At 42.1% G+C, this 24,188-nt stretch carries 24 protein-coding genes; 4 read left to right on the top strand and 20 right to left on the bottom strand.

Translation table 11 applies throughout. The annotated features are described in order from the left end of the window. Positions 1–214 precede the first annotated feature (214 nt). On the top strand, positions 215–397 hold the full coding sequence (locus ACWF5P_RS08455; RefSeq protein ID WP_230177103.1) for a hypothetical protein: 183 nt from the start codon (positions 215–217) through the stop codon (positions 395–397). 139 nt (positions 398–536) lie between these two features. Further along, positions 537–944, top strand: coding sequence for a hypothetical protein (locus tag ACWF5P_RS08450; protein ID WP_434167432.1), 408 nt, complete (start codon positions 537–539; stop codon positions 942–944). On the opposite strand, the gene ACWF5P_RS08445 is transcribed toward ACWF5P_RS08450, so the two are convergent. The 14 genes from ACWF5P_RS08445 to cymR all read right to left on the bottom strand — a co-directional run bounded on the left by ACWF5P_RS08445 (position 903) and on the right by cymR (position 14,450). Further along, positions 903–1,193: a DUF1292 domain-containing protein gene (locus ACWF5P_RS08445; protein ID WP_063232962.1), complete on the bottom strand. Its 291-nt coding sequence runs from the start codon at positions 1,191–1,193 to the stop codon at positions 903–905. The two genes, ACWF5P_RS08450 and ACWF5P_RS08445, sit on opposite strands and share 42 nt — an antisense overlap. Positions 1,194–1,204: 11 nt before the next feature. Continuing rightward, positions 1,205–1,630, bottom strand: coding sequence for a Holliday junction resolvase RuvX (gene ruvX, locus ACWF5P_RS08440; RefSeq protein WP_034308633.1), 426 nt, complete (start codon positions 1,628–1,630; stop codon positions 1,205–1,207). Next, positions 1,630–1,899 (bottom strand): IreB family regulatory phosphoprotein, encoded by a 270-nt coding sequence (locus tag ACWF5P_RS08435; RefSeq protein WP_034311358.1) that lies wholly within the window; start codon positions 1,897–1,899, stop codon positions 1,630–1,632. The genes ruvX and ACWF5P_RS08435 overlap by 1 nt, the downstream gene beginning before the upstream one ends. Before the next feature lie 66 nt (positions 1,900–1,965). Then, the gene (gene alaS, locus ACWF5P_RS08430) at positions 1,966–4,602 is read right to left on the bottom strand and encodes an alanine--tRNA ligase (RefSeq protein ID WP_452444797.1); all 2,637 of its coding nucleotides are present in this window, start codon (positions 4,600–4,602) and stop codon (positions 1,966–1,968) included. Between the two features lie 310 nt (positions 4,603–4,912). Continuing rightward, the gene (locus tag ACWF5P_RS08425) at positions 4,913–5,989 is read right to left on the bottom strand and encodes an AI-2E family transporter (RefSeq protein WP_452444796.1); all 1,077 of its coding nucleotides are present in this window, start codon (positions 5,987–5,989) and stop codon (positions 4,913–4,915) included. 226 nt (positions 5,990–6,215) lie between these two features. Beyond that, entirely contained in the window at positions 6,216–6,431 is a 216-nt protein-coding gene (locus ACWF5P_RS08420) for a hypothetical protein (RefSeq protein ID WP_034311361.1), read from the bottom strand. Next, entirely contained in the window at positions 6,421–6,879 is a 459-nt protein-coding gene (locus ACWF5P_RS08415; protein WP_230177053.1) for a PRC-barrel domain-containing protein, read from the bottom strand. Before ACWF5P_RS08415 ends, ACWF5P_RS08420 begins: the two co-directional genes overlap by 11 nt. A 147-nt stretch (positions 6,880–7,026) precedes the next feature. Continuing rightward, positions 7,027–7,800: a TPM domain-containing protein gene (locus tag ACWF5P_RS08410; protein WP_452444795.1), complete on the bottom strand. Its 774-nt coding sequence runs from the start codon at positions 7,798–7,800 to the stop codon at positions 7,027–7,029. Then, positions 7,800–8,369: a LemA family protein gene (locus ACWF5P_RS08405; protein ID WP_397315188.1), complete on the bottom strand. Its 570-nt coding sequence runs from the start codon at positions 8,367–8,369 to the stop codon at positions 7,800–7,802. Before ACWF5P_RS08405 ends, ACWF5P_RS08410 begins: the two co-directional genes overlap by 1 nt. Positions 8,370–8,449: 80 nt before the next feature. Further along, positions 8,450–10,855 carry an SF1B family DNA helicase RecD2 gene (recD2, locus tag ACWF5P_RS08400; protein WP_452444794.1) on the bottom strand — a complete coding sequence of 802 codons (2,406 nt, stop codon included), beginning with the start codon at positions 10,853–10,855 and terminating at the stop codon, positions 8,450–8,452. A gap of 36 nt (positions 10,856–10,891) precedes the next feature. After that, complete coding sequence (locus ACWF5P_RS08395; RefSeq protein WP_434167436.1) at positions 10,892–11,557, bottom strand: tetratricopeptide repeat protein; 666 nt, start codon at positions 11,555–11,557, stop codon at positions 10,892–10,894. A 122-nt stretch (positions 11,558–11,679) separates the two neighbouring features. Next, positions 11,680–12,795 (bottom strand): tRNA 2-thiouridine(34) synthase MnmA, encoded by a 1,116-nt coding sequence (gene mnmA, locus ACWF5P_RS08390; RefSeq protein WP_101222649.1) that lies wholly within the window; start codon positions 12,793–12,795, stop codon positions 11,680–11,682. Between the two features lie 29 nt (positions 12,796–12,824). After that, complete coding sequence (locus ACWF5P_RS08385; protein WP_452444793.1) at positions 12,825–13,970, bottom strand: cysteine desulfurase family protein; 1,146 nt, start codon at positions 13,968–13,970, stop codon at positions 12,825–12,827. 60 nt (positions 13,971–14,030) lie between these two features. Continuing rightward, positions 14,031–14,450, bottom strand: a complete 420-nt coding sequence (cymR, locus tag ACWF5P_RS08380; RefSeq protein WP_034308657.1) for a cysteine metabolism transcriptional regulator CymR — start codon at positions 14,448–14,450, stop codon at positions 14,031–14,033. A 560-nt stretch (positions 14,451–15,010) separates the two neighbouring features. Here cymR and ACWF5P_RS08375 point away from each other — a divergent pair. Continuing rightward, positions 15,011–16,003 (top strand): nuclease-related domain-containing protein, encoded by a 993-nt coding sequence (locus ACWF5P_RS08375; RefSeq protein WP_452444792.1) that lies wholly within the window; start codon positions 15,011–15,013, stop codon positions 16,001–16,003. Positions 16,004–16,431: 428 nt separating this feature from the next. After that, the gene (locus ACWF5P_RS08370) at positions 16,432–17,703 is read left to right on the top strand and encodes a replication-associated recombination protein A (protein WP_260358142.1); all 1,272 of its coding nucleotides are present in this window, start codon (positions 16,432–16,434) and stop codon (positions 17,701–17,703) included. Between the two features lie 29 nt (positions 17,704–17,732). Here the strand turns inward: ACWF5P_RS08370 and ACWF5P_RS08365 are convergent, their stop codons facing one another. The 6 genes from ACWF5P_RS08365 to ACWF5P_RS08340 form a co-directional block, all read right to left on the bottom strand. After that, positions 17,733–18,380, bottom strand: a complete 648-nt coding sequence (locus tag ACWF5P_RS08365) for a DUF2642 domain-containing protein (RefSeq protein ID WP_101222705.1) — start codon at positions 18,378–18,380, stop codon at positions 17,733–17,735. 211 nt (positions 18,381–18,591) lie between these two features. Further along, positions 18,592–19,566 carry a hypothetical protein gene (locus ACWF5P_RS08360; protein ID WP_452444791.1) on the bottom strand — a complete coding sequence of 325 codons (975 nt, stop codon included), beginning with the start codon at positions 19,564–19,566 and terminating at the stop codon, positions 18,592–18,594. 1,395 nt (positions 19,567–20,961) lie between these two features. Beyond that, a complete protein-coding gene (locus tag ACWF5P_RS08355) occupies positions 20,962–21,645 on the bottom strand; it encodes a hypothetical protein (protein ID WP_452444790.1) in 684 nt (227 codons plus the stop codon). 178 nt (positions 21,646–21,823) lie between these two features. Continuing rightward, positions 21,824–22,183 (bottom strand): hypothetical protein, encoded by a 360-nt coding sequence (locus ACWF5P_RS08350; RefSeq protein ID WP_452444789.1) that lies wholly within the window; start codon positions 22,181–22,183, stop codon positions 21,824–21,826. A gap of 433 nt (positions 22,184–22,616) precedes the next feature. After that, positions 22,617–23,159: an acyltransferase gene (locus ACWF5P_RS08345; protein ID WP_452444788.1), complete on the bottom strand. Its 543-nt coding sequence runs from the start codon at positions 23,157–23,159 to the stop codon at positions 22,617–22,619. A 66-nt stretch (positions 23,160–23,225) separates the two neighbouring features. Further along, complete coding sequence (locus tag ACWF5P_RS08340; RefSeq protein WP_452444787.1) at positions 23,226–23,633, bottom strand: hypothetical protein; 408 nt, start codon at positions 23,631–23,633, stop codon at positions 23,226–23,228. Positions 23,634–24,188 lie beyond the last annotated feature (555 nt).

Here is a 24,188-nt window from a genome sequence, read left to right as displayed (position 1 = left end):
GCTCCAGGCACTCGCTTTCCGCGGGCGGTCCGGGAGCCTCCTCGGCTTACACCTGCGGGGTCTCCCCTAGACGCGCTTTTCCCGCAGGAGTCTCGCACCTTACTCTCCAATCAACTTTGTTTTAATTATTTACTCAGCTTAAAAATTTGTTTCCTGCATGTGTCAGGCATTTCAGGCAAGGGCAGGAATATTCATATAGGAATGCCATAAAAATTTGAAGAAAAAGAAAGGTGTGAAGGAGTTGGATAATTCTTATTTTGTAGGTTGGGGGACATTGGCACTCATAAACGCCGGACTTGCTCAAGGTAAAAATAGAACGGCATTGAATTGGTTCTTGCTATCATTATTTTTAGGTCCGTTCGCTACTTTTATGCTTTTATTCGCAGAGAAAAGATAAGGTGTTACTGGTACATAAATGAAAAAAACGACCTTCATGTCCACAGTTTATTACAGGTTTGTTGAACGTTTATTTGTTTTCAGGCACTCGCTCCAATCGATTCAGATAGTAACCCTTTTGTCTAAAAAAGTGGCTCGGAATGTCACAACCGAACCATGAAATGTTCTTTGGTGGTGGACTTAAATTTCCACTCCAGGCACTCGCTTTCCGCGGGCGTCTCGCACCTTCCGTTCCAATCGACTTTGTATTAAAAATTCAGATTGAAACCCTTTTACCTAAAAAAATGGCTCAGAATGGTCACAACCGAACCATGAAATGTTATTTGGTGGTGGACTTAAATTTCCACTCCGGGCACTCGCTTTCCGCGGGCGGTCTCGGGAGCCTCCTCGGCTTCCGCCTGCGGGGTCTCCTTAGATACGCTTTTCCCGCAGAAGTCTCGCACCTTCCGTTCCAAATCTTCCTCTTTTCAAAAAAAAAACCGACCTTTAAGGGCCGGTTTTTTCTCTTATTCTTCTTCCGCTTCTTCTTGGTCAAGGAATGTATTTAACATTTCCTCGACAAGATCCCACTCTTCTTCTGTTTCGATCGGTGTAAGTTCACCATCTTTATTATCTTCGCTAGGTACGAATGATGAAGCGTGGATTTCGATTTCTTCCTCATCATCTTCTGCAGACATCGGATAGTAAAGTACATAAGATTTGTTGAATTTATCTGAGTCGAATGTGAAAAGGATTTCGCAAAGCTGCTCGTTTCCGTTTTCATCTACTACTGTAATGTTGTTTTCGCCGTGTTCCATTTGTATTCACCTCATATTGAATTTGTTTGTCTGTCCAAGAATCCTTGCAGAATCATGACAGCCGCCATTTTATCAATGACTTTCTTGCGTTTGCTTCGGCTCACGTCCGCCTCAAGAAGGACACGTTCAGCCGCCATAGTTGTCAACCGTTCATCCCAGAGAAACACCGGCAGCTTGAATTTGTTTTCTAATCGTTTAGCGAAGTCTTGGCTGATCTCGCCTCGCGGTCCAACGGTACCATTCATGTTTTTAGGTAATCCGAGGACAATTTTAGAAACATCATGCTCTTTTATGATTTCATTGAGGCGTTTAAAGCCGAAGTCATTTCCAGCTTCGTTAATTTTGATCGTTTCCAATCCTTGTGCAGTCCAACCCATCGCGTCACTCAGGGCAACGCCGATGGTTTTTGAACCTAAATCAAGTCCCATTGTGCGCATTAGTATTCCTCTCGATGGTTCTTAAGATACGACTTAACCAATTCTTCGATGATTTCATCGCGTTCAAGCTTACGAATAATGTTTCGAGCATCCATATGGCGCGGGATGTAGGCCGGGTCACCAGATAATAGATAACCGACAATCTGGTTTATCGGGTTATAACCTTTTTCCTGAAGTGCAACATAAACTTGAGACAATACTTCTTGTACATCTCTTTCGAATGGTTCTTCGGGAAAATTAAATTTCATCGTTTTATCAAAGGAACTCATAAACATGCACCTCTCCTCAGCGTCCAGAATCCACTATTACCTACATTGTACAACACTTTCCATTGATTATGAAATCGATAAGACCCATTCTTCAACAAAATTAAGCGCTGCATCCAATTTTTCAGGGTCTTTTCCGCCGGCTTGGGCCATATCTGGACGTCCGCCACCGCCGCCGCCGCAACGGGAAGCAACTTCTTTGACCAATTTACCAGCATGGAAGCCGCGGTCGATGTAATCCTTAGTCACCCCGGCAATCAAATTGACTTTATCACCTTGGGCCGAACCTAATACGATAATGACAGAATCGAGCTTTTGTTTCAAATCATCCGCCATGGCACGCAGATTATTCATGTCGGTAGCTTGAACCTTTGCCACCAATACTTGAACTCCATTAACGTCTTTTACGTTAGAAACAAGGCTGCTTGCTTCAATATTACTTAATTTTGCAGTAAGGCTTTCATTCTCACGATGAAGTTCCTTCACTTCAGCTAGTACCGTTTCAATTCTTGAAGGTACATCTTTCAAGTTCGTTTTCAATTTGGAAGCCGCGTCTTTCAAGACACCGATTTGATCAGTCATCAATTTGTATGCCCCTGCACCCGTTACGGCTTCAATACGGCGAGTACCTGCACCGATGCCGCTTTCAGATACGATTTTGAACAAGCCGATTACCGCTGTATTCGGCACGTGGACACCCCCGCAAAGCTCGAGGCTGTAATCGCCGATTTGAACGACACGGACAATCTTGCCGTATTTTTCGCCGAACAACGCCATTGCGCCCATAGCCTTAGCTTCCTCGATGTTTTTATAGTCCGTATTTACTTGTAAGCTTTGCCAAATCTTTTCATTTACAATCGTTTCGATTTGTTCAATCTCTTCAGCCGTTATCTGGCCAAAATGAGAGAAGTCAAAGCGAAGGCGTTCAGCCTGTACGAGTGAACCTGCTTGATTGACATGTGTACCAAGCACATCTTTCAACGCCTGATGCAGAAGATGCGTCGCTGTATGATTTTTCGTGATATGGATCCGATTTTCTTGATTTACCGTAGCGACGATATCGGAATCTGCTGTTAAAGTGCCGGCAGTAACTGTTACACGGTGCAGATTTTGGCCATTAGGAGCCTTTTGGACATCATGGACATCAACCTTCACTGATTCACTGGCCATCGTTCCTATATCGGCTATTTGTCCGCCGCTTTCCGCATAGAAAGGAGTCTTGTTCAGTATCACTTGAACTTCTTCACCTTCTTGTGCCTCCGTTACAAGCTCGCCATTTTTTACTATGGCAGCAACTTTGGCTTCAACAGCGACTTGATCATAGCCGACAAATTCACTTTCAACTTTAATATCTCCCAATACCCCGCCTTGGATTTGCATGGAATCCACATCTTGACGCGCTGAACGGGCACGTTCACGCTGTGCATCCATTTCCTTTTCAAATCCAGCATGATCGACCGTCATGCCTTCTTCTTCTGCATATTCTTCCGTTAACTCAATCGGGAAGCCATATGTGTCATATAAACGGAATGCATCACTGCCAGGAATGGTTGTACCGCCTTTTTCCTTTTCCTTTTTAATGACTTCAGAAAGGATGGCTAGTCCATCATTTAGAGTTTCATGGAAGCGTTCCTCTTCATTCTTGATTACTTTTGCAATGAACTCTTTATTCTTAAGGACTTCAGGGTAGAAGTCTTTCATGATTTCGCCGACGACCGTCACAAGCTCGAACATGAATGGTCGATTGATGTTGATTTGCTTAGCATACCGAACCGCTCTGCGGAGTAAACGGCGCAATACATAACCGCGGCCTTCGTTGGATGGAAGAGCCCCGTCACCTACTGCAAAGGCTACCGTACGAATATGGTCTGCAATGACCTTGAATGCAACATCTTTTTCTGAATCAACACCATATTTCACATCGGAAATCTCTTCGACTGCCCGGATGATCGGCATGAATAAATCTGTATCATAGTTCGTCGCCACATCTTGAACGACGGAAGCCATGCGTTCAAGGCCCATGCCTGTATCGATATTTTTCTTTGGAAGCGGTGTGTAAGAACCGTCCGGATTATGGTTGAATTGGGAAAACACAAGATTCCAGACTTCTAGATGCCGTTCATTTTCCCCTCCTGGATATAATTCCGGATCATTCGGATCATCGCCATATGCTGGTCCGCGGTCATAGAAAATCTCTGTGTTCGGGCCGCTTGGACCTTCACCGATATCCCAGAAGTTCTCCTCCAGGCGAATGATCCTTTCAGCAGGAACACCGATTTTCTTATTCCAGAGTTCGAATGCTTCATCATCTTCAGGATGGATCGTCACAGCCAATTTGTCCTTGTCGAACCCAATCCATTTTTCATCGGTCAAAAATTCCCATGCCCATGTGATGGCTTCTTCTTTGAAATATTCACCAATGGAGAAGTTTCCGAGCATTTCGAAGAACGTATGATGACGTGCCGTTTTCCCCACGTTTTCAATATCGTTTGTACGGATGGCCTTTTGAGCATTTGTAATCCTTGGATTTTCAGGAATCACCCGTCCATCAAAATATTTCTTTAACGTCGCCACCCCGGAATTGATCCAAAGCAATGATGGATCTTCATGAGGAACCAATGACGCACTTGGTTCGATGTTATGGCCTTTTTCACTAAAAAAATCTAAATACATTTGGCGGATTTGAGCACCAGTTAAATACTTCATATATATATCCTCCTTTAAAAATTATGTAATTTTGAGCACACAAAAAACCCCCATCCCAAAAACAGGGACGAGAGTTGACTCGCGGTACCACCCTGATTATGGACGCAGGAATTCATCCCAGGCCCATCACCTTCATAAAAGCCTTAACGCGGCATGACGGCAGGTATTAGCTGCTCTCAGGACTAGCTTTCTGCTGCTCTTCACCTTGCAGCCCCTTTCAGCCTGGGGGACCACTCTCTTTTAGATGGACTTCAGCATACTTCATCCTTCAACGAATTATCTTATGTAATGGATTATATTCACAAGACTTTTATTTGTCAATAAGGGGCGGCTTCTTTCTAAAGTGAACGCGGGCATGAAGTACAATAACTTTCAATACTGCCAATATGGGAATTGAAAGGACCATGCCCATGATACCTCCTATTTCACCCCCGGCCAATAATGCGAGCATGATGAACAGCGGATGCATATGGAGGCTTTTACCGACTATAAGCGGCGAAAGGATATTTCCCTCAAGAAATTGAAGTACAAGCACGATGACCGCGATGATCAACACCATCTTAACCGACATTGTCGCGGCGATGACCAGTGCAGGAATCGCCCCAATAATCGGTCCGAAATACGGAATGACATTCGTTATCCCGATTATCGCCCCCAATAGAAGCGGATATTGCATTCCGACTATCCAGAAGAGCAGCGAGGAAATCAAACCGATCACGACACAGACGATGATTTGTCCGCGGATATAGCCGCCAAGCGATGCATCCACATCACGAATGAATGCCCGTCCCTGCTTGCGCCATTTTTTCGGCGTCATATACCATGCCATTTTTTTTAAAACAGTGAAATCTTTCAGGATATAAAATGCGATGAATGGAATCAACGCAATCAGGACGATGAAATCAATCATCTTCATTGCATACTCCATCGCCTTTTCAGGTATACGCTTCAGCCAATCTTCGAAAAGGGTGACACCTTCTTCGAACCTTTCATGAATTCCGAACGGCCAGGCCGCCGTTTGATGATTGAGTTTATCGATGCTGCCCCGGTACTGTTCAACCAGTTCCGGCACGCTTTCCGACAGCTCGCGGACCTGGCTGACGATCACTGGAATGCCTTTATAAACAGCAAAGCCGATCCCTCCGAAAAACAATAAATAGATGATCGTAATCGAAAGCCAACGACGCATCCCCTTCTCATTTAAATATTCCACTACTGGGTGGAGCAAGTAACTGATGAACGCACCAATCAAAAAAGGCAGCAGTACCGTCACACATACAGTAACGACAGGTCCCCACATGGGCTTAAGTTTCATAAAAATATAGATAACGAAAAATAAGAGCAATAAAAAACCCAGGCGATAAAACCACTTTAGACGAATACTCACAATAAACACCTCCCGCTCATTTATTCTTCGAAAGGCGGGAGGTTTTCATACATAAAAAAGAGTGCCCTCATTATCAGGACACCCATTCCTGCTATAATAATGATTTTAATCTTTTGCGTATTTTCTTCATGTTCCGTTTAAACATCTTCGAGTTCATCAAGTCCGAACCCATATTCATTAGAGTATTGCGTGAACGTCTAGCCATTGCAAACACCTCTTCCGTTATTTACATACCGAAGCGGCGGTCATTTTCCTCAAACAAATCGTCCAATGAGCTTAAACTTCCATCTTCCTCGACTTGATGCGTATTTATGAGCCCTTCGGATAGAGTCATTTCAATAAAGCAATTCCAACAATAATATTGATTTACGCCAATCTTCCCAACATCTTTACTGCGGCAATTCGGACATTTAATTTCCAAAATGGACACCTCACTGTTCATAAACTGAAACAATGATGGTATCCTTCCCTAATGCAGGCGGCTGTTTTGATTCTATCACTGTCGACTCCGAGAAAAAACCATCCGTTGTTTCATACGCTATAATCGTGCCCATTTTTTCCTTGAAATATACATCCTGCAGTAAACCAAGCTCTTCGCCCATTTCTGAAAAAAGCATGCGCCCCAATAATTCGTCCTTCGAAAGGCAAATGGAATCCGCAGGCACCTTCCTTAAGGTTGAATCCTGTTGCATGATGACGATCCCATCTGGACCGAATGAAGAAATATCGTCGAGTTTCAAATGAAAAGCTCTTTTGAACAATGCATGTTGATGAACGACCAAGCCTGTTACCTGACCCATTTCAGAAATTGATAAATCGTGGACCGTACCGATTCTTTCTCCTTTGATTGTAAAAACCGGCATCCCTTTCAATAAAGAAAACGTCCGCAAGGTCATCCCGCCTTTCCGAACATTTTTATTATCTCTTTACTATTGTAAATAGATGTGCTGAAAGGTTTTCCATTGTTGGTCCCTTTTCCGGTAATACAGAAACCAGGCCATAAAAAAAGACCGGTTTCCCGGTCTAATACACTTACTTTACCATCCTCTGCTGGCACCTCCGCCACCGGAACTTCCTCCGCCGCCGCCCCGTGGACCGCCGCTGCCGCCTCCACGGCCGCCGCCACCTCCGCGACTGATGATTATCAAGAGAATATTGATTAGCGTTTGAAGGAAAAATCCTTTAAAGAACTTGGCATCGATGATGACTACGATGATGACTACGATGATAATGAGGAAAATCTGTAAACCTGATGGCTGAAAGGTTTCTGACTCGGGCTGAACGGAGAGATCTTGATAAAACTCGTCACCTAGGTCGTATTCTTTCGTGACATCGTTATATACAGCCTTATAGGTCTCCGTAAGGGCAACATCATATTTACCCTCTTTCAGCGCAGGGATAGCCACATCATCCAAAATCTGTCCAGATCTTATATCGGTAATGGCCCCTTCCAACCCGTACCCCACTTCAATGCGGATTTTCTGTTCTTCCATGGCCAGCACAATGAGGACTCCATTGTTCAGCTCGGCATCACCAAGCTTGAATGATCTAAATGCCTCGACCGAGTACTCCTCGATTTCGGATCCTTCGATCGAATCAACCGTCAAAACGGAAATTTGTGCTTTTGTGGCATCATCCAAGCGTTTCCCAAGTTCGATGAGTTCGGATTTTTCCTGATCATCCAGGACTCCAGCAAAGTCCTGAACATATATATCCCCAACTGGTTCAGGGATGTTAGGTTGTGCTACGGCTACGTTTGCTAAACCGAACGTGAGAATGAAGAATAGCGCAAACACAGCGAGTCTTTTCATTATTTATCGCTCCCGAAATCAACCTTTGGCGTTTCTTTTTCTTGATCGGTCACTTCAAAATATGGTTTGGCATCGAACCCGAACACTCCTGCCATCATATTCTTCGGAAAGCGTTTAATCATTTTATTATAGTTGGTAACTTCATCATTATAGTCTTTTCGTGCTACCGTCAGCCGATTTTCCGTTCCTTCCAAACTATCCATGAGACCCTTAAAGTTCTCATTGGCCTTTAAATCCGGATAGTTTTCGACAACCACCAAAAGTCGGCTCAAGGCCCCACTCAATTCTTGATCGGCATCAATCGCATCTTCAGTGGAATTGGCACCGGCCAGCTTCGAGCGTGCATCACTTACCGCTTTAATGGCTTCCGTTTCATGCGAAGCATAACCCTTCACCGTTTCGACAAGATTTGGAATCAAATCCGCTCTTCGTTTTAATTGATTATCCACTTGCGACCATTTATTGTCGACGTCTTCACTGGCACTTACAAGGCCGTTGTATGAAGATGCCCCATAAATGACAAGTAAAACGACAATGACTATTCCTATTATCCAACCTTTTTTCATCAAATCCCCCCTACTCTTTCACATATTAGTTATAATTCCACCAAAACTATGAATTTTAAACAAAATGCATCCAAAAGAACCCGCTACATAAAATCATAAGGCGTGACATTATCCATCCCGATCATCGGGTCAGCATGCATGAGAATATCAAGATAACTCGATTGTTGAGGTACTTCTCCCTTTTCCGCCGGCATTTCTTCTTCGCTCAAAATTTCCCGTAGCTTTTCACGCAAAGTCGTTTTGCGGCGCATCTCATCATTACGCTCGATCCCTAAACGGAATGCATCTTCTTCACCACAAAGGATCAAGAAATTTTTACTGCGCGTAATCGCCGTATACAATAAATTACGTCGGAGCATCCGATAATAGCTTTTCACTACAGGTAAAATGACAATGGGGAATTCGCTTCCCTGCGACTTATGGATGGAGCAGCAATATGCATGTGTGATCTGGTTCAAGTCCTGCTTCGTGTATGTCACCTCGATGCCTTCGAACGATATGATTACTTTATCAACATGATCGGTATTTTCTTTAGCGAACAATATGGACACGATTTCTCCCATATCGCCATTAAAGACACCCTCCTCTGGCTGGTTCACCAGTTGAAGCACCTTATCTCCCGTTCTGTATATTACGTCTCCGAATTTTATTTCCCGCCGCTTTTCATCCGCATTACTATTGAACACTTCCTGAAGCATTTTATTCAGTGCATCAATCCCGGCAGGCCCTCTATACATGGGAGCCAGCACCTGTATATCCTTAGCCGTGAAGCCTTTCGTCCTGGCATTGGCAACGACTTTCTCGATTACTTGGGCGATTTGACCGGTTTGGCAGCGAATGAACGATCGGTCTTCTTGCTGTTTCGTGACATCAGCCGGAAGCCTTCCCTTTTTGATTTCATGGGCCAATTCAATGATCGACGAGCCATCGGCTTGACGATAAATATGTTCCAGACTGACAGTCGGTACACAATTCGATGCAAGCAAATCCTTTAAAACCTGCCCAGGGCCAACAGATGGCAGCTGATCTTCATCACCAACCAATATCACTTGGACATTTTCCGGCAGAGCTTTAAACAATTGATGGGCCAGCCACGTATCCACCATGGAAACCTCATCGATGATTACAATACGGCCATCCAGCTGATTATCCTCATCATGAGAAAAGCCTTCACTCCCGTTCCACCCGAGCAAACGGTGGATTGTAACAGCGGGAAGCCCAGTCGATTCTGCCATGCGTTTCGCTGCACGGCCAGTAGGAGCCGCAAGTACGAATGGAAATGGATCGCTTCCTTCTTTTTTATAATCGTTAATGTCCATGGATACGCCATGCAGCTCTGCATATAGCTCAACGATTCCTTTGATGACTGTCGTCTTACCGGTACCCGGTCCGCCCGTCAAGATTAACATGGGTGATTGCAGGGCCGTTTGGATCGCTTCCTTTTGGGCCGGGGCATAAGAAACATCCAGACGCTCTTCAAGCTCCCCAAGTGCAAGCAAGAACTCCGATTCGGGGAACTGGTCCTCATACTCGGTTTGAGCAAGCAGCCGCTTGATGTTCATTACGATTCCCTTTTCCGAATAGAATAGCGAAGGCGGATAAATTCGTTGATCCTCGACAACTATTTTCCCCTCTTGCGTCAATTCGATTATTTCCGAGGAAATGTTCGTGAATTCAATGCGATCCCGTTTATTTTCCTCCAACAGCCGTTTGACTGCTTCCAAAAGCTGCTCGGCTTCTATGTAGATATTTCCGTCCTGCAGGCATTGTGATTCAAGCGTATACAAGCACGCAGCCTTGATTCGGTCGGGATGGCTGCCGGAAATGCCCAGCTGATGCCCAAGCTCATCCGCCCGTCCAAAACCAATCCCTTCGATATCCTCTACGAGCTTATACGGATTTCCCTGAACCATCGTTATCGTATCCTGTTTATACATTTGATATATCTTCATCGACAACTGCGGACCGAAGCCATATTGATTCAGGGCGATCATCACCTGCTCCAGACCTTGATGCTCGACCAATGTATCATAGAGGCCCTTTGCCTTTTCACCGGATAGCTTCGGAATATCATCAAGCAGCGAGGGCTGAGCCAGAATTTTTGAAATTGCCTTTTCACCCAGTATCTCAACAATGCTTTCAGCTGTTTTCTTCCCAATGCCCTTGAAAAGGTCACCTGATAAATAACTGACGATGCCTTCCTTGGATTGAGGCAAATCCTTGCGAAAATGCTCTACATGAAATTGAAGGCCAAAACGCGGATGTTCCTTCATGGCCCCATAAAAAATATAGATCTCATCCTCATGCATCCTTGGAAAATAACCAGTTACGACCGCTTCCTTCTCTTCATAATTCAGATTCGTTTCATGCACACGAATTCTTACAACCGAGTACATATTTTCTTCATTATGAAAGATCGTCACTAAATGACTTCCCTTCATGAACATTTTCTCTTCTGAAAACAAATCCAACGAGTCTTGCTGGCTCAACGCTTCTCCCCACCTTTCCATGCATATGCTTTTTATTTACTCTGCATTCATTTCTTCCAACAGTTTCTTACCGTGTGCAGCAAGCATATGGTCTGGCTGTGCTTCCAAAGCCTTGTCAAAATAAGCCATCGCTGCTTGCGCATCCTCACGATACCCTGCAAACGCAACACCTAAATTATAATAAGCATCCGCATGTCCCGGATCCTGTTCCACAACTAAATTCAGCTGGTTGATCAATTCATCATATAATTCCGCATTAGCAAGACATAACGCATATTGGAATCTTGCATCAACGTCCTCAGGGCTCAGCTCCACCGTTCTCTGTAAATAAGGCATCGCCAATTTCGGCTGATCCAATGCCATCAAAGTCAATCCAAGCATGAAGTAAGCATCGCTGTTATCCAATCCCAATCGGATTGCCTTTTCGAACATATCCTTCGCTTCAACCAGTTTAGAATCTGATTCATAATATAAGTTTCCTAATGAATAGTAAGCCGCTGCCGCATTTTCATCCAGCTCGATCGCCTTTTTGTAAAACTTGACCGCTTTTTCCGTTTCACCAACGGCAGTCAATACATTCCCAAAGTTTATGTAGGCAACAGGCTCATTCGGATTTTCCTCGATCGCCTCATTAAAAACCTTCGCCGCTTCTTCGTATTTCCCTTGCTGCATAAATTCAATTCCTTGTTGATTCTTATCCATATCCATTCACACTCCATTTTTATATTAAAAAGTATAGCATAAGCCAGTGGCCCAATTCAGGCGGTATACCCGCAATCCAAAAGAAGTCCCCAACCGCAAACACAGCTGGGGACATGCTTATTTTACCCTACGTAAGTCAGTTTTTCACCTTTTTTAAATACTTCATCAATCGTACCGCCGCCAAGGCATACTTCACCTTCATAGAATACGACTGCTTGTCCAGGTGTGATCGCGCGGACTGGCTCGTCAAAGATGACTTCGACGTCACCATTGTCCAAGACCTTCACCTTAACACCGCTATCCTCTTGACGGTATCTGAACTTTGCCGTACATGTAAATTCACCCGCAGGTATATGTTCCGCTACCCAGCTGACATTAACTGCACGAAGGGAATTGGAATACAGTACATCATTATCAAAGCCTTGACACACATATAAAACATTGCGCTTCAAGTCTTTTCCCGCAACAAACCAAGGTTCGCCGCTGCCGCCAATCCCTAGACCGTGACGCTGACCGATGGTGTAATACATCAATCCGTCATGCTTGCCCATGACCTTGCCATCCATCGTGACCATATCACCGGGCTGAGCTGGGAGGTAATTGCTTAAAAACTCTTTGAAATTGCGTTCACCGATAAAACAGATGCCTGTAGAATCTTTTTTCGTTGCCGTGGCAAGACCCGCTTCTTTTGCAATTTCACGGACTTCCTTCTTATCAATGTGTCCAAGCGGAAACATGACTTTTTCCAACTGTTCTTGAGTAAGCTGGTTCAAGAAGTACGTTTGATCTTTATTATTATCGACACCGCGAAGCATTTTGTATTCGCCATCCCGATATTCAACCTGTGCGTAATGACCTGTAGCCACATAATCGGCACCAAGGCTTACGGCATGTTCAAGAAATGCCTTGAACTTGATTTCCTTATTGCACATTACATCCGGATTCGGAGTGCGCCCCGCTTTATACTCATCCAAGAAATAAGTGAAAACTTTATCCCAATACTGCTTTTCAAAATTGACCGCATAATAAGGGATGCCGATTTGATTACAAACGGCAATTACATCATTGTAATCTTCCGTTGCCGTACAGACTCCGTTTTCATCTGTATCATCCCAGTTCTTCATGAAAATCCCGACCACATCATAGCCTTGATTCTTCAATAGCAGGGCTGACACAGAAGAATCCACGCCTCCTGACATACCCACAACGACGCGGGTGTCCTGTGGTGCTTTTCTCATTCTGTCACCTCATTTATTTAAAGTGAGAATTATCTTCTCACTAATCTATTAACGATTTTAACGGTAGTTTCAGCCGCCTGCCTTACTTCCTCTTCCGTGTTGTTCAGACCGAAGCTGTAACGAATCGAATTCTTCGTCCGCTCCGAATCTTTCCCGAACATCGCCACAAGCACATGCGACGGATCGATTGACCCAGCAGTACAAGCGGATCCGCTCGATACAGCAACACCTGCCAAGTCCATATTAACGAGCATCGATTCCACATTCGTACCAGGAAAACTAACATTCAGCAAATGCGGCAGCGACTGTTCCATAGATCCGTTAATTTCATATTGTACATCCGCCTCATCAAAGACGGCAAGCAATACGTCTTTAAAACGCTTGTATTGCTCCTTTTTCTTTTCCATCGTGCTTTGTGCAATTAAAACAGCTTCTGCAAAACCGGCAATTGCAGGCACGCTCTCCGTACCAGCACGGCGCTTGCGTTCTTGTTCCCCGCCATATAAATGTGGATTCAGCTTCAAGCCTTCACGTATATAAAGAAAGCCGATTCCTTTTGGACCGTTGATTTTATGTGCGGATACGCTAAGTAAATCCACACCCAACTCACGGACGTCGATAGAGATCAAACCATATGCCTGAACCGCATCCGTATGGAAAATGGCTTGATGCCCCCTGAGCAGCTGCCCAATTTCAGTAATCGGCTGGACCGTTCCAACCTCATTATTGCCGAACATGACCGAAACCAAAATCGTGTCATCCCGCAATGCGGCCTTTAAATCGGCAATTGAAATAAGCCCCGCTTCATTCACAGGTAAATATGTGACCTCAAAGCCAGACTTCTCAAGGTATTGGCATGTATGCAAAACCGCATGATGCTCAATCTCCGTAGTAATGATGTGCTTTCCTTGTTCTTTATAAGCATTCGCAACACCAATGATCGCCGTATTATCCGCCTCGGTTCCGCCGCTCGTGAAAATGATTTCATTCCGCCCCGCACCGATGCTCGCTGCAATACTCGAACGCGCCTCATCCAAAACATGGCGCGCCTCCCGCCCGAACGCATGAATGCTCGACGGATTCCCGAAGTCATTGCTCATGACCGTCATCATCCTATCGATCACATTCGGATGCATCGGTGAAGTCGCAGCATGATCTAAATATATTCTGTCCACTTTTTTGTCGCCTCCATTAAAAAACGCAAGCGCCTACATAATAGGCGCATTGCTAATCACTTAAATATAGTACATATAAGAATCGATTTCACCCGTATCCTTGTAGCTCGCCAAATCCATAAGCGTCGTATTATCCAATACATCCTTCACAGCATCGCGAATCCGGATCCAAAGCTGGCGCTTCACCGGCTCCTCATCCTCAATTCCTTCAACAGGGGTAATCGGCCCTTCCAATACACGAATCACATCACCCGAAGTAATCTCCTGAGGATCCTTAGACAGGACATACCCGCCATACGCACCGCGCACACTCTTCACCAATCCCGCATTACGAAGCGGCGCAATCAACTGCTCCAAATAATGCTCGGACAGATTATGCGTCTGGGCAATCGATTTCAAACTCTTCGGGCCTTCTCCATAATGTTTAGCAAGCTCGATCATAATCGTCAAACCATAACGGCCTTTAGTAGATATCTTCATACATATACACCTCAAATTATTTATCCGTTTCTAAATTCTTTTGAAATTATAGCATATTCCCGCCGGAAATGCATTCACCCGCCCTTCATTTGTCAAATTATCCTAATTGGAGAGGTAGGAAAAGATAAAAAAAGGTTGGGTTAGGACGGAATTTTTTCCTGGACGGTCGGATTTTTGGGTGCTAGAACAAATCTTTCGCTTGGAAGCTGGATTATTTACGCCAGGTCGGATTTTTGTGGGGATAGGTCGAATCTTTCGCCCGGACGGCAGGATTATTGGGTGCTAGAACGAATTTTTCGATCAGAAGCTGGATTATTTACGCTAGGTCGGATTTTTCGCTCGAACGGTCGGATTATTGCAGAGATAGGTCGGATTTTTCGCTCGAACGGTCGGATTTTTGTGAGGATAGGTCGAATCTTTCAACCGAACGGTCGGATTTTTGCAGGGATAGGTCGAATTAATACAAAAGTCCATCCATGCCACATTTAATTTCACTAAAATACAGGAAATCACTTTATTAACCGAGAATACTTCACTTAAATCTATAAGGAGTGGTTATCATGATCATTAAAAACTGCAAGAGGCCTTTAAAAATAGACATGCTCGAAGCTCTGATGAGACGCTTACCTCCTGGGCATGCGAAGCACCCGGCAATTATTGAAGATATTAAAAAAATCAAGGCTGGATACAACGGTGAAAACAGAGTCTTTCAATCTCTTAAATCCCTTCCTGAAAAAGAGTATCTACTCTTTCATGACCTCCGACTTATTGGATCACCTTTCCCCTTCCAAATGGACATCCTCATTCTCACATCCTCTTTCCTTTTAATCCTTGAAGTCAAAAACATGGCTGGTGAAATTTTTTTCGATAATGCATTCAATCAACTTATCCGTACAAATACAGATGGAAAAACCGAAGCTTTTGATGATCCCATATTGCAAGTGAGCCGGCAGCGCCAGCACTTGTTAGACTGGTTAAAAACAAAAAGAACGAACAACCTTCCAGTTGAAACTCTCGTAGTCAGTGCCAATTCTTCAACGATCATTCGGGCCGGGAATACGGATATTAATAGAATAGTGACACGTAAGGATCGGATTCTACTTAAAATTGAGGAATTAAAAAACAAGTATAACGAAGCGGTCCTTTCTACTAGAGCAATGAAACGATTATCGAATTTATTGCTTGATAGTCACATCCCTTATATTCCTAAACCGCTCGAGAATTATAGAATTCCGATTACCGCCCTCCAAACCGGAGTATTCTGCGATAAGTGTCATGCATTTTCGATGGAGCGGAAATCAAGAAAGTGGATTTGCCGTACCTGTTTGGATATTTCCCTCGATGCACACATTTCGGCACTATATGATTATCTATACCTCGTCAAACCTACCATTACCAACAGGGAATTTCGAAACTTCCTACAACTCCAATCCCCATCCAGTGCAAAAAAACTATTACTTTCACTAAAACTGAATCATTCCGGCCATACTAGAGGCAGATTTTATCTATTAAATTCTCTCATAGAAGGAGAGGTCGGATTATTACGTCAGTAGGTCGGATTTTTCTGCCGGTAGGTCGAATTAGTCAACCGCTAGGTCGGATTTTTCCGCTGGTAGGTCGAATTAGTCCACTGCTAGGTCGGATTTTCCGCTGGTAGGTCGAATTAGTCAACCGCTAGGTCGGATTTTTCTGCCGGTAGGTCGAATTAATCCCCCGCTAGGTCGGATTTTTCCGCCGGTAGGTCGAATTAATCCCCCGCTAGGTCGGATTTTTCCGCTGATAGGTCGGATTAATCCACTGCTAGGTCGGATTTTTCCGCTGGTAGGTCGAATTAGTCCACTGCTAGATCGAATTATCGATCTCACAGCATAAATTAAATCCCGAAACGACTACTATAATAGGAATTCACCCTCTTTTACAGCATAATCAGCGCATTTCCCCCATCAGTTGTGATACCTTATATAAAAAGGAGAGGTGCGCAATGAATATTAAACCGCTTGCTTTCCGGATGCGGCCTCGGTCGATAGATGAGATCATCGGGCAGGAGCATCTGGTCGGTGAAGGGAAAATTATCGCAAGGATGGTGAAAGCCAAGCAGCTTTCTTCCATGATACTGTATGGTCCGCCGGGAATTGGCAAGACTTCGATTGCAAGTGCGATTGCCGGAAGCACGAAGTTTGCTTTCAGGACACTGAACGCGGTGACCAATAATAAAAAGGATATGGAAATCGTGGCAGCAGAGGCTAAGATGTCCGGGAAAGTGATTCTGCTGCTTGATGAGGTTCACCGGCTCGATAAGGCGAAGCAGGATTTCCTTTTGCCTTATCTTGAAAACGGGATGATCACCTTGATTGGTGCAACGACCAGCAATCCCTATCATGCAATCAATCCGGCTATCCGAAGCAGGTGCCAGATTTTCGAGCTCAAATCATTGGAAACCAATGATATTACCAAAGCTCTGGAACGGGCACTTCATGATGAAGAGCGCGGGCTTGGTGCGTATATAACGGATGTCAGCCTTGATGCCCTTACCCATTTCGCGACGGCTTCGAACGGAGATGTCCGCAGTGCGCTTAACGCTCTTGAGCTCGCCGTCATTTCCACCGAACCCGATGAGTCCGGAACGATACATATAGATCTGCAAATTGCCGAGGAATGCATGCAGAAAAAAAGCTTCTCACATGACAAGGATGGAGATGCCCATTATGATGTTCTGTCGGCTTTCCAAAAATCTATTCGCGGCAGTGATGTGAATGCAGCCCTTCATTATTTGGGGCGCTTGGTCGAAGCCGGCGATCTTGTCAGCATTGCCCGCCGCATGGTGGTCATTGCCTACGAAGACATTGGTCTCGCCAATCCGCAGGCTGGTCCCAGGGCCCTCGCTGCAGTCGAAGCCGCTGAACGGCTCGGGTTTCCCGAAGCCCGGATTCCACTTGCCAACTCCGTGATCGAGTTATGCCTATCACCTAAATCGAATACGGCCATTACCGCAATTGATGCGGCTCTTTCCGATATTCGCAGCGGCCATAGTGGAGATGTACCGGATCATCTTAAGGATGCCCATTACAAAGGGGCCACTGAACTCGGACGCGGCATCGGCTACCTTTATCCGCATGACTACGAGAATGGCTGGGTGAAGCAGCAATACTTACCCGACAAACTGCGCAGAAAAAAATACTACAAACCGAAAAAGAGCGGGAAATTCGAACAAGCCCTTGCCTCGGTCTATGAAAATATCGAGAAAAAGAAATAACTCCGGATCGCTTCAGACCCGGAGTTTCTTTATTGTGGGAAATGAAAACTTTTAACATGCCTCATGTTGACAAAAATCGCCTCCCCTTGAGCATTCACCATCTCAATGATGCCATCTTTCACTGCACTAATCATCCCGATATTCTGCGGATGCATCCCCAAGTCGAGCACCACCAGTTTATTGGTTAACTTTTTTACCTGTTCCTCCAATGTCCTGGCCCAGCTTAAAGATGAAACCTGTGCCAATTGTTCCCCTTTATTCAAACCGTATGGACCCTTTTCATCATTACAAACCGAAAGCCACTTTAAATGATCCATCGAAATGAACATCGTTTTAAATACTGGCGAATAAAAGACGAAATAGTTATTCATGATGCCCACGATATAACCATGAACCGAGTTTTTTTTCGTGAGCAGGATTTCAACAAACATCCCCTTCGCATTCATCAGTAATTTTCGGAACGAGGTCTCGTCAATCTCCGGCTCTCCTCCCGAACCAATCTCCTCATCGATTATAGGAAAGGAAAAATTCTTAATGTGCCGGAATGGAACGTAACGGTAGGCTTTTCCAGTATACAAAACGATGATGTCAGAACTTACTTCAATTAAAATCCCCGCTTCATGTATATTCCCTGAGAGCTCCAGTTCCATATACTGGCCTATATGTTTTGCTAACAAGCGGCGCTTCCCCCTTTATATTAAGATCAACCAAACAAAATGGTTGCTTGGCCATTTTAAAAGCATTTGAACATAAACTTTTGCAAATGAAAAAATAAATCAAAGGTGTATTGAATCCCAATGAATCCATCTTAGGCAATAACGGCATGTCCACCTTCCATAAGAAGGCACAACAACTCGATTTTGGTTGCTGTACCTGTGTGGTATTTCTTTACCGAATATTTTGATTTGAAGCTTTGATTAAGTTCTCAATCCAAATTTGCTTGAATGCATTTGCACGAGGACTTCTGCGTCTTCCTAATCTTTCATCTGAGCTTGAGCTTGAGCTTGAAGAGCTTTCATATGAGCTTGAGCTTGAAGAGCTTTCATATGAAGAACTGCTCTCTTCTAATGAACTGCTTTCATCCTTTCTACTTCCGTTTGCTGAATTTCCATTTGCTGAATTCGCGTTTGATGCACCTCCGTCCGACGAACCTCCATCTTCGGAATTTTCATCTGTCTCCTCTTCAGCTTCTTCCTCTACCCTCACAGTTAAGGCAACGAATTGGACATGATCAGTTGGCACATAAAATAATTCTTGATTATGCACAACGATAAGGTACGTATCAGCCACTTCCATCAGGATGCCCTCAACCCTCTCAGGTCCACCAGCGAAAACGGATACCCAGTTGTGGACTACGCGAGTCAGAAGGCCATTAAGTGTATCGGTTCCGTTATAAACAAATTCAGGCAATAATTGTTCGTCTGATTGTTCGATCACTGTTACACTTTTAATATGGGAAATCGGGTATAAAACAAGCCCATCCTTCTCCGTGGATAAAACTAAAAATTCATCTTTCACATCTACAACCCGGCCAACTTTAGATCCCGGACCGCCGCCATTCACTTGAATGCAGCTAGTTTGAAGTGTTGACAGCACTCCTAAAAAACTGGTCGGATATACTGTTTCTTCTTCCTCGGCCAATAAATCGACTTGTGACTTTTTCGAATTCGCGACAACTATTTTCAAATGATCCCTTGCGTAATACACAAGTTGAGTTTGTTCATCTTTCCCTGTTTGTAAAACGATATAATCGCTTAATACTCCTATAAGCCTGCCTTCTCTAGAATCAGGCCCGCCTTTAAACACCCTCACCGATTTTCCTGTTAAAGCATCAAGGTACGGTAAACCAACAGTCTCTGCCATTTTTCCTTTAGCCTCCAATAGTTATTTATACTTTAATGATATCCGTACTGCATATATATGCGCCTGCTTTCCAATACGGACTCTGCTTATCACCCATTTTGTGGGAAATCGTCGTACGCCTAGAAATTCCCTTTTGAAAAATCACTTTTTCCATTCTATTCAACTTTTAATAAAGGGCCTTACTTTTTAATAAAAAAACTCGGGAATTTTTTCCTGAGTTACATCAACATATTTCTATATAGAATGAAATGGCCAAAACAGCTGACAAGTTAGAAATGTATTTGTCACCATCTTCTTTTAGAATTTGGCATCGTTCTTTTCACGAAAATCAACAAATACCCGAGGCTTTCTCTAACTGGAGCTTTTTAAAATTAGTACGCCCTCATAAACGAATAGAAAGAGCCAACACAGGGTTTCGATTTACCTTACGTCTCTGGAGCTGGTGTTACTGTTGCCTTCTTGACAAGACCCAAGAACTTCATTTCCCCTTGAGTTCAAGCCAAAAACTTTTTTACACGTTTGATTAATCCATCGATTTCATTTTCCTCTAGAATCATATCGTAAAGTTTAAGTACGTCATCTAAAATTTGACCTATTAAACATTGGGATCAAAAACGCTTAAAACAGCTAGCAATTCGTTCGAATGCTCAGTTAGTAAATTTCAGCATTTGAGTTTTGAATTGACTTGTTCCAGATCCACATCACGAATATCTGTATTACCAAATGTTGCACCGACTAGTTCTTTCCAAGATTCGTCTTCACAAAGTCCCTTAATGAGAGCCTCTATCAAGAGTTAAAGTTTAGAATTGTTTCCCTGGAGGAGCGTTTGCAAAGCTACTAAAACTTTAGACTTAGCATTTCCAGACAGAAAAATAATTGAGGCAGTTCCTTTTTATTTAAGGGATGGATGTTGCTGTTTACAACTTTCATATATCATTTAAATTGGAAGCCATTCAAATAATTTATGAAAGTTGTTTACTTGAAGGATCACCAAAGTGTTTTCCTCCAATAAAATAAGCACCGCAATTTGCGATGCCCGAATTTTAGTATTTTATTTTTCACTAACCTGAACCAATACCCTTATGTTCAATTTCAATCATTGTATCCGTTAGTTTAATCATTTCCTTGTATCCTTATTAACCTCAATCTCATTAACTGCATACTAAATATCCAAACAAAATATATCAACTGAAGTTATAATGTTTGACCGATATTGTTATTGTGAATTAATTTTCTATGTTACAGTTTGTTTAATTTGCTTGCCTTATTGGAGGAGTTTATTATTGATAATGACTTTTTCAATAGGTACACTGTTGGTTCCTACTACGCTACAAAAGCTACAAACCAACTTCTTTCTATTGAGGAAGGTGTTAGATAGCTAAATCCCCCATACTTTTACTTAATTAACGCTTTATAATTACAGTAACTGCTAAAATGAGGGTAATTTTGAGCTTGTATTTTGTGGCTAGTTAAAACATCATAAAGTCCCTCTAATCCTTCGAAGATGGGGATAAAATCATTTACAGTAAAAGATCTTTCTTTTGACTTTTTTTCATCACTGAAATGAAAACTGAATCCATCAAACACTAAATGAAAACAATCCTTTGCACTTTCTGTATAGGATATTCCACAATTAGTTTCTGTTTCTCCAGATATACCGTGCTTATTAAAGTCTGTTAATCGATCATCAATATGTTCAAAAAAGTTTCTTAAGTCTCTAAATTTATTAGAGCTTCGTTTTATTTTATTAAGGTGCGACTTTAAGTCACCTGTTTCTGAATTTTTAACTATAGCTGAAGTGATTCTATACATGTCAGCCGTCATTGCCAATATACCTCTTAAATGAAAATATTCAGCTGGATTGAGAGGTAATTGTATAACTACTTGTTTAGTTCCACCGGAAGTACCCCGCATTATTCTTTTACTTATTTCATTTTTTTCTGATGCCAAAACTCCGATTGACTGGTAAAGCGCTACTCCAGCTTTAAAAACCCAATCAACGTTTATGAGCATTGAATCAGATACCTTATTTTCAAATCTCCACCAATGCATGGCTGTTCCTAATTTTTCCTCTAACAAAATCAACATCCCCTTAATCTCATATATCATCAACATACTAAATATACCATTTAATACAAATGATAGATGATATATACGGGTATTTTCTTAAGGAAATAAGGATGTGTAACATTTTACCGTGCAGTTTGTTCCTACTTTGACACATAAAAAAAAAAAGACTTCTTTGGATTTCTATAAGTTATTTATTATTAAAGTTTTCTATCGGACTAACCCAACTTAGAGTGTTAATTAATGCTTGAATTACACTTTGGATAATCTTTACCCTTTCGTAAGAAAAAGTAATACTACCCAGTGACCCGTCTCCAAGAGTGTATTTGAATTCCTCCTCTAATGTACTTGATATCACAAATACCGGAGTTAGGATTTCCTTACCATGTTGCATTTTTAATACACGTTCATCTAAATGGGCTTGCGAATTTCTTAAATCTCTTAAAAATGGAAAGAAATCATTTAAGGGCTCTTTTATATTGGTGATGTGATCCTTTAGTTCCTGGCTAATTTTTAACTTTTTAAGTTGGTTAATTAATTTTAAAATCATATCGCAGAATGTAGATACGATTTTTTGTAGATTAAACGAGATTTAATAAACTCATCTCTTTTTATTTTCTGACTTTTAGTTCCTCAAGCTGGTCTTCACTTGAAAGCTTATTTGTACTTGAATGTGGGTATTCCAATTTTTCATGTAAAATGAATGCCATAGCAAAAACAATAAAACTCACTTTCGATACTCCTTAATAATGTGCCAATAGAATATGTCATATCTAAATACTTTTTCTCATCTAATCTACTAGCTGGATAATTCAGTTGGAAATTTTCTAACATTCAGTTTGTCCTCCATTCCTTTATAAGTTAATTCTATAATCGGAAAGAGAGTCCCTGCATTCTTTATGATTTAATACAAACCATAATTTTAAATAAAGTACCAATACAAAAAAAGCGTCGTCAAAGTAACGACACTTATACCAAATTAATTATTTAGCCAATAGCTTATCTGAATTTTTTAAAATAACTTCTTTTCTTTGGGAGTTGCTAACTCCTTTAAAATCAAATGCATTTTCTGCAATACTCTCTGCATAACTAGAGACAGCCTTAACTACTCTTGCTGGGTTTCCGGCTATGATGACATTTCCTTCTTTGAAGCTTTTTGTCACAACACTTCCTGAACCGACAATAGTATTGGCACCTAGTTCTACCCCTGGCATTAAAATACTTCCTAACCCAATGAAACTGTTATCACCGATGATAATTTTGCCAAATACATCAGATTTATTAGGCAATATTTTTGTTATCGAGTTGTCATGAGTTATAAAAGACACGCTGGTTGAGATAGTCACATTATTACCAATCTGCAATAAATATGGTTCGGGGGTGTCAATTTTAGAAAATATTCTTACATCATTTCCTATTGAAGCACCTTGACCTCTTAACCGGTTTATTTTCAATTGCATTGATTTATTTTTATTTTTTCTCAACCTGTAATAAATCATTTTTAATAAATACACTTTATTATTCACTGTTACTACTCCCCCATATATCATATGAGGATATTGTAGCATATTATTTACACATTTTAGTTATTTTTAAAGTAAAGTTGGATTTTTAATAATAACAGCGTTACTTGAATTAACAGAAACTTGTTTGGTTACCATCGTACCAGTGCTGTCCGCATACATAGTTATTCCCTCTGCAAATGGTTTAAATGCCGATGTGGTATATCCTAATAGTATATTTCCATAATCATTAATGAAGTAGTTTGGAGCATTAGCAGTAGTAAAATTATCAACTATATTTCTCGCTAAAACATTATTAGTTAAAAAGAAATATATTTTATGTTGCATTGTTCCTATAGTATCCTCTCTCCACCACCACCTCATATTCCCTGTTGGTGAATCAAAAATTGCTTTATCCATATAGATAAATACCTTAACAGCACCTAAATCATTAGCAGCTGAAACGGCTGTAAGATTAGATAATCCTTGTTTATTCAATAACTTTTTGGCTTTTATATGAACCGTTCCAAAGTCTCAACTTAAAGGAGTTTCTGTGGATAAAGGAGAACCCGATGACAAAATAAAAGCTACATCTTTATTTGTCCCACCTTCATGAACTAAAGATTCGCAATTTCTTACATATACGTTTGTCCTAATTGACGGCTGAAAATTACCTGAATTACAGTTTACAAAACTAACTAAGCTGTAATTTTGTATAATATGGTCTGAATCTGTTCCTGCATCCCATTCCACTTCACAATCAGTGAATTAGATAATTATTTAAATATTTCCCTCCCCTATCATGAGCATATATAGGTCTTGTTGTGGCTGCTTCGAATCTAATATAAGATTGAAAGGCGTCTAGTTTGTTTATTCGTGTTCCACCACTATGATAACCAACTAATAAATTGGAATTATTGAATTTGATTTTTTCGCCAGTTCCTCTAATTGCTCCCTTACAGTTTTTTGTATTCTATATCTGTTATGAGCATAGGGAAATACAAAATATTATTGCCAAGTAAGAAACCGCCGTAACAATTTTCCCAAACGATG

It is taken from the genome of Peribacillus sp. NPDC055009 (assembly GCF_053608705.1).
This window is presented reverse-complemented; position numbering and strand designations above follow the sequence as displayed.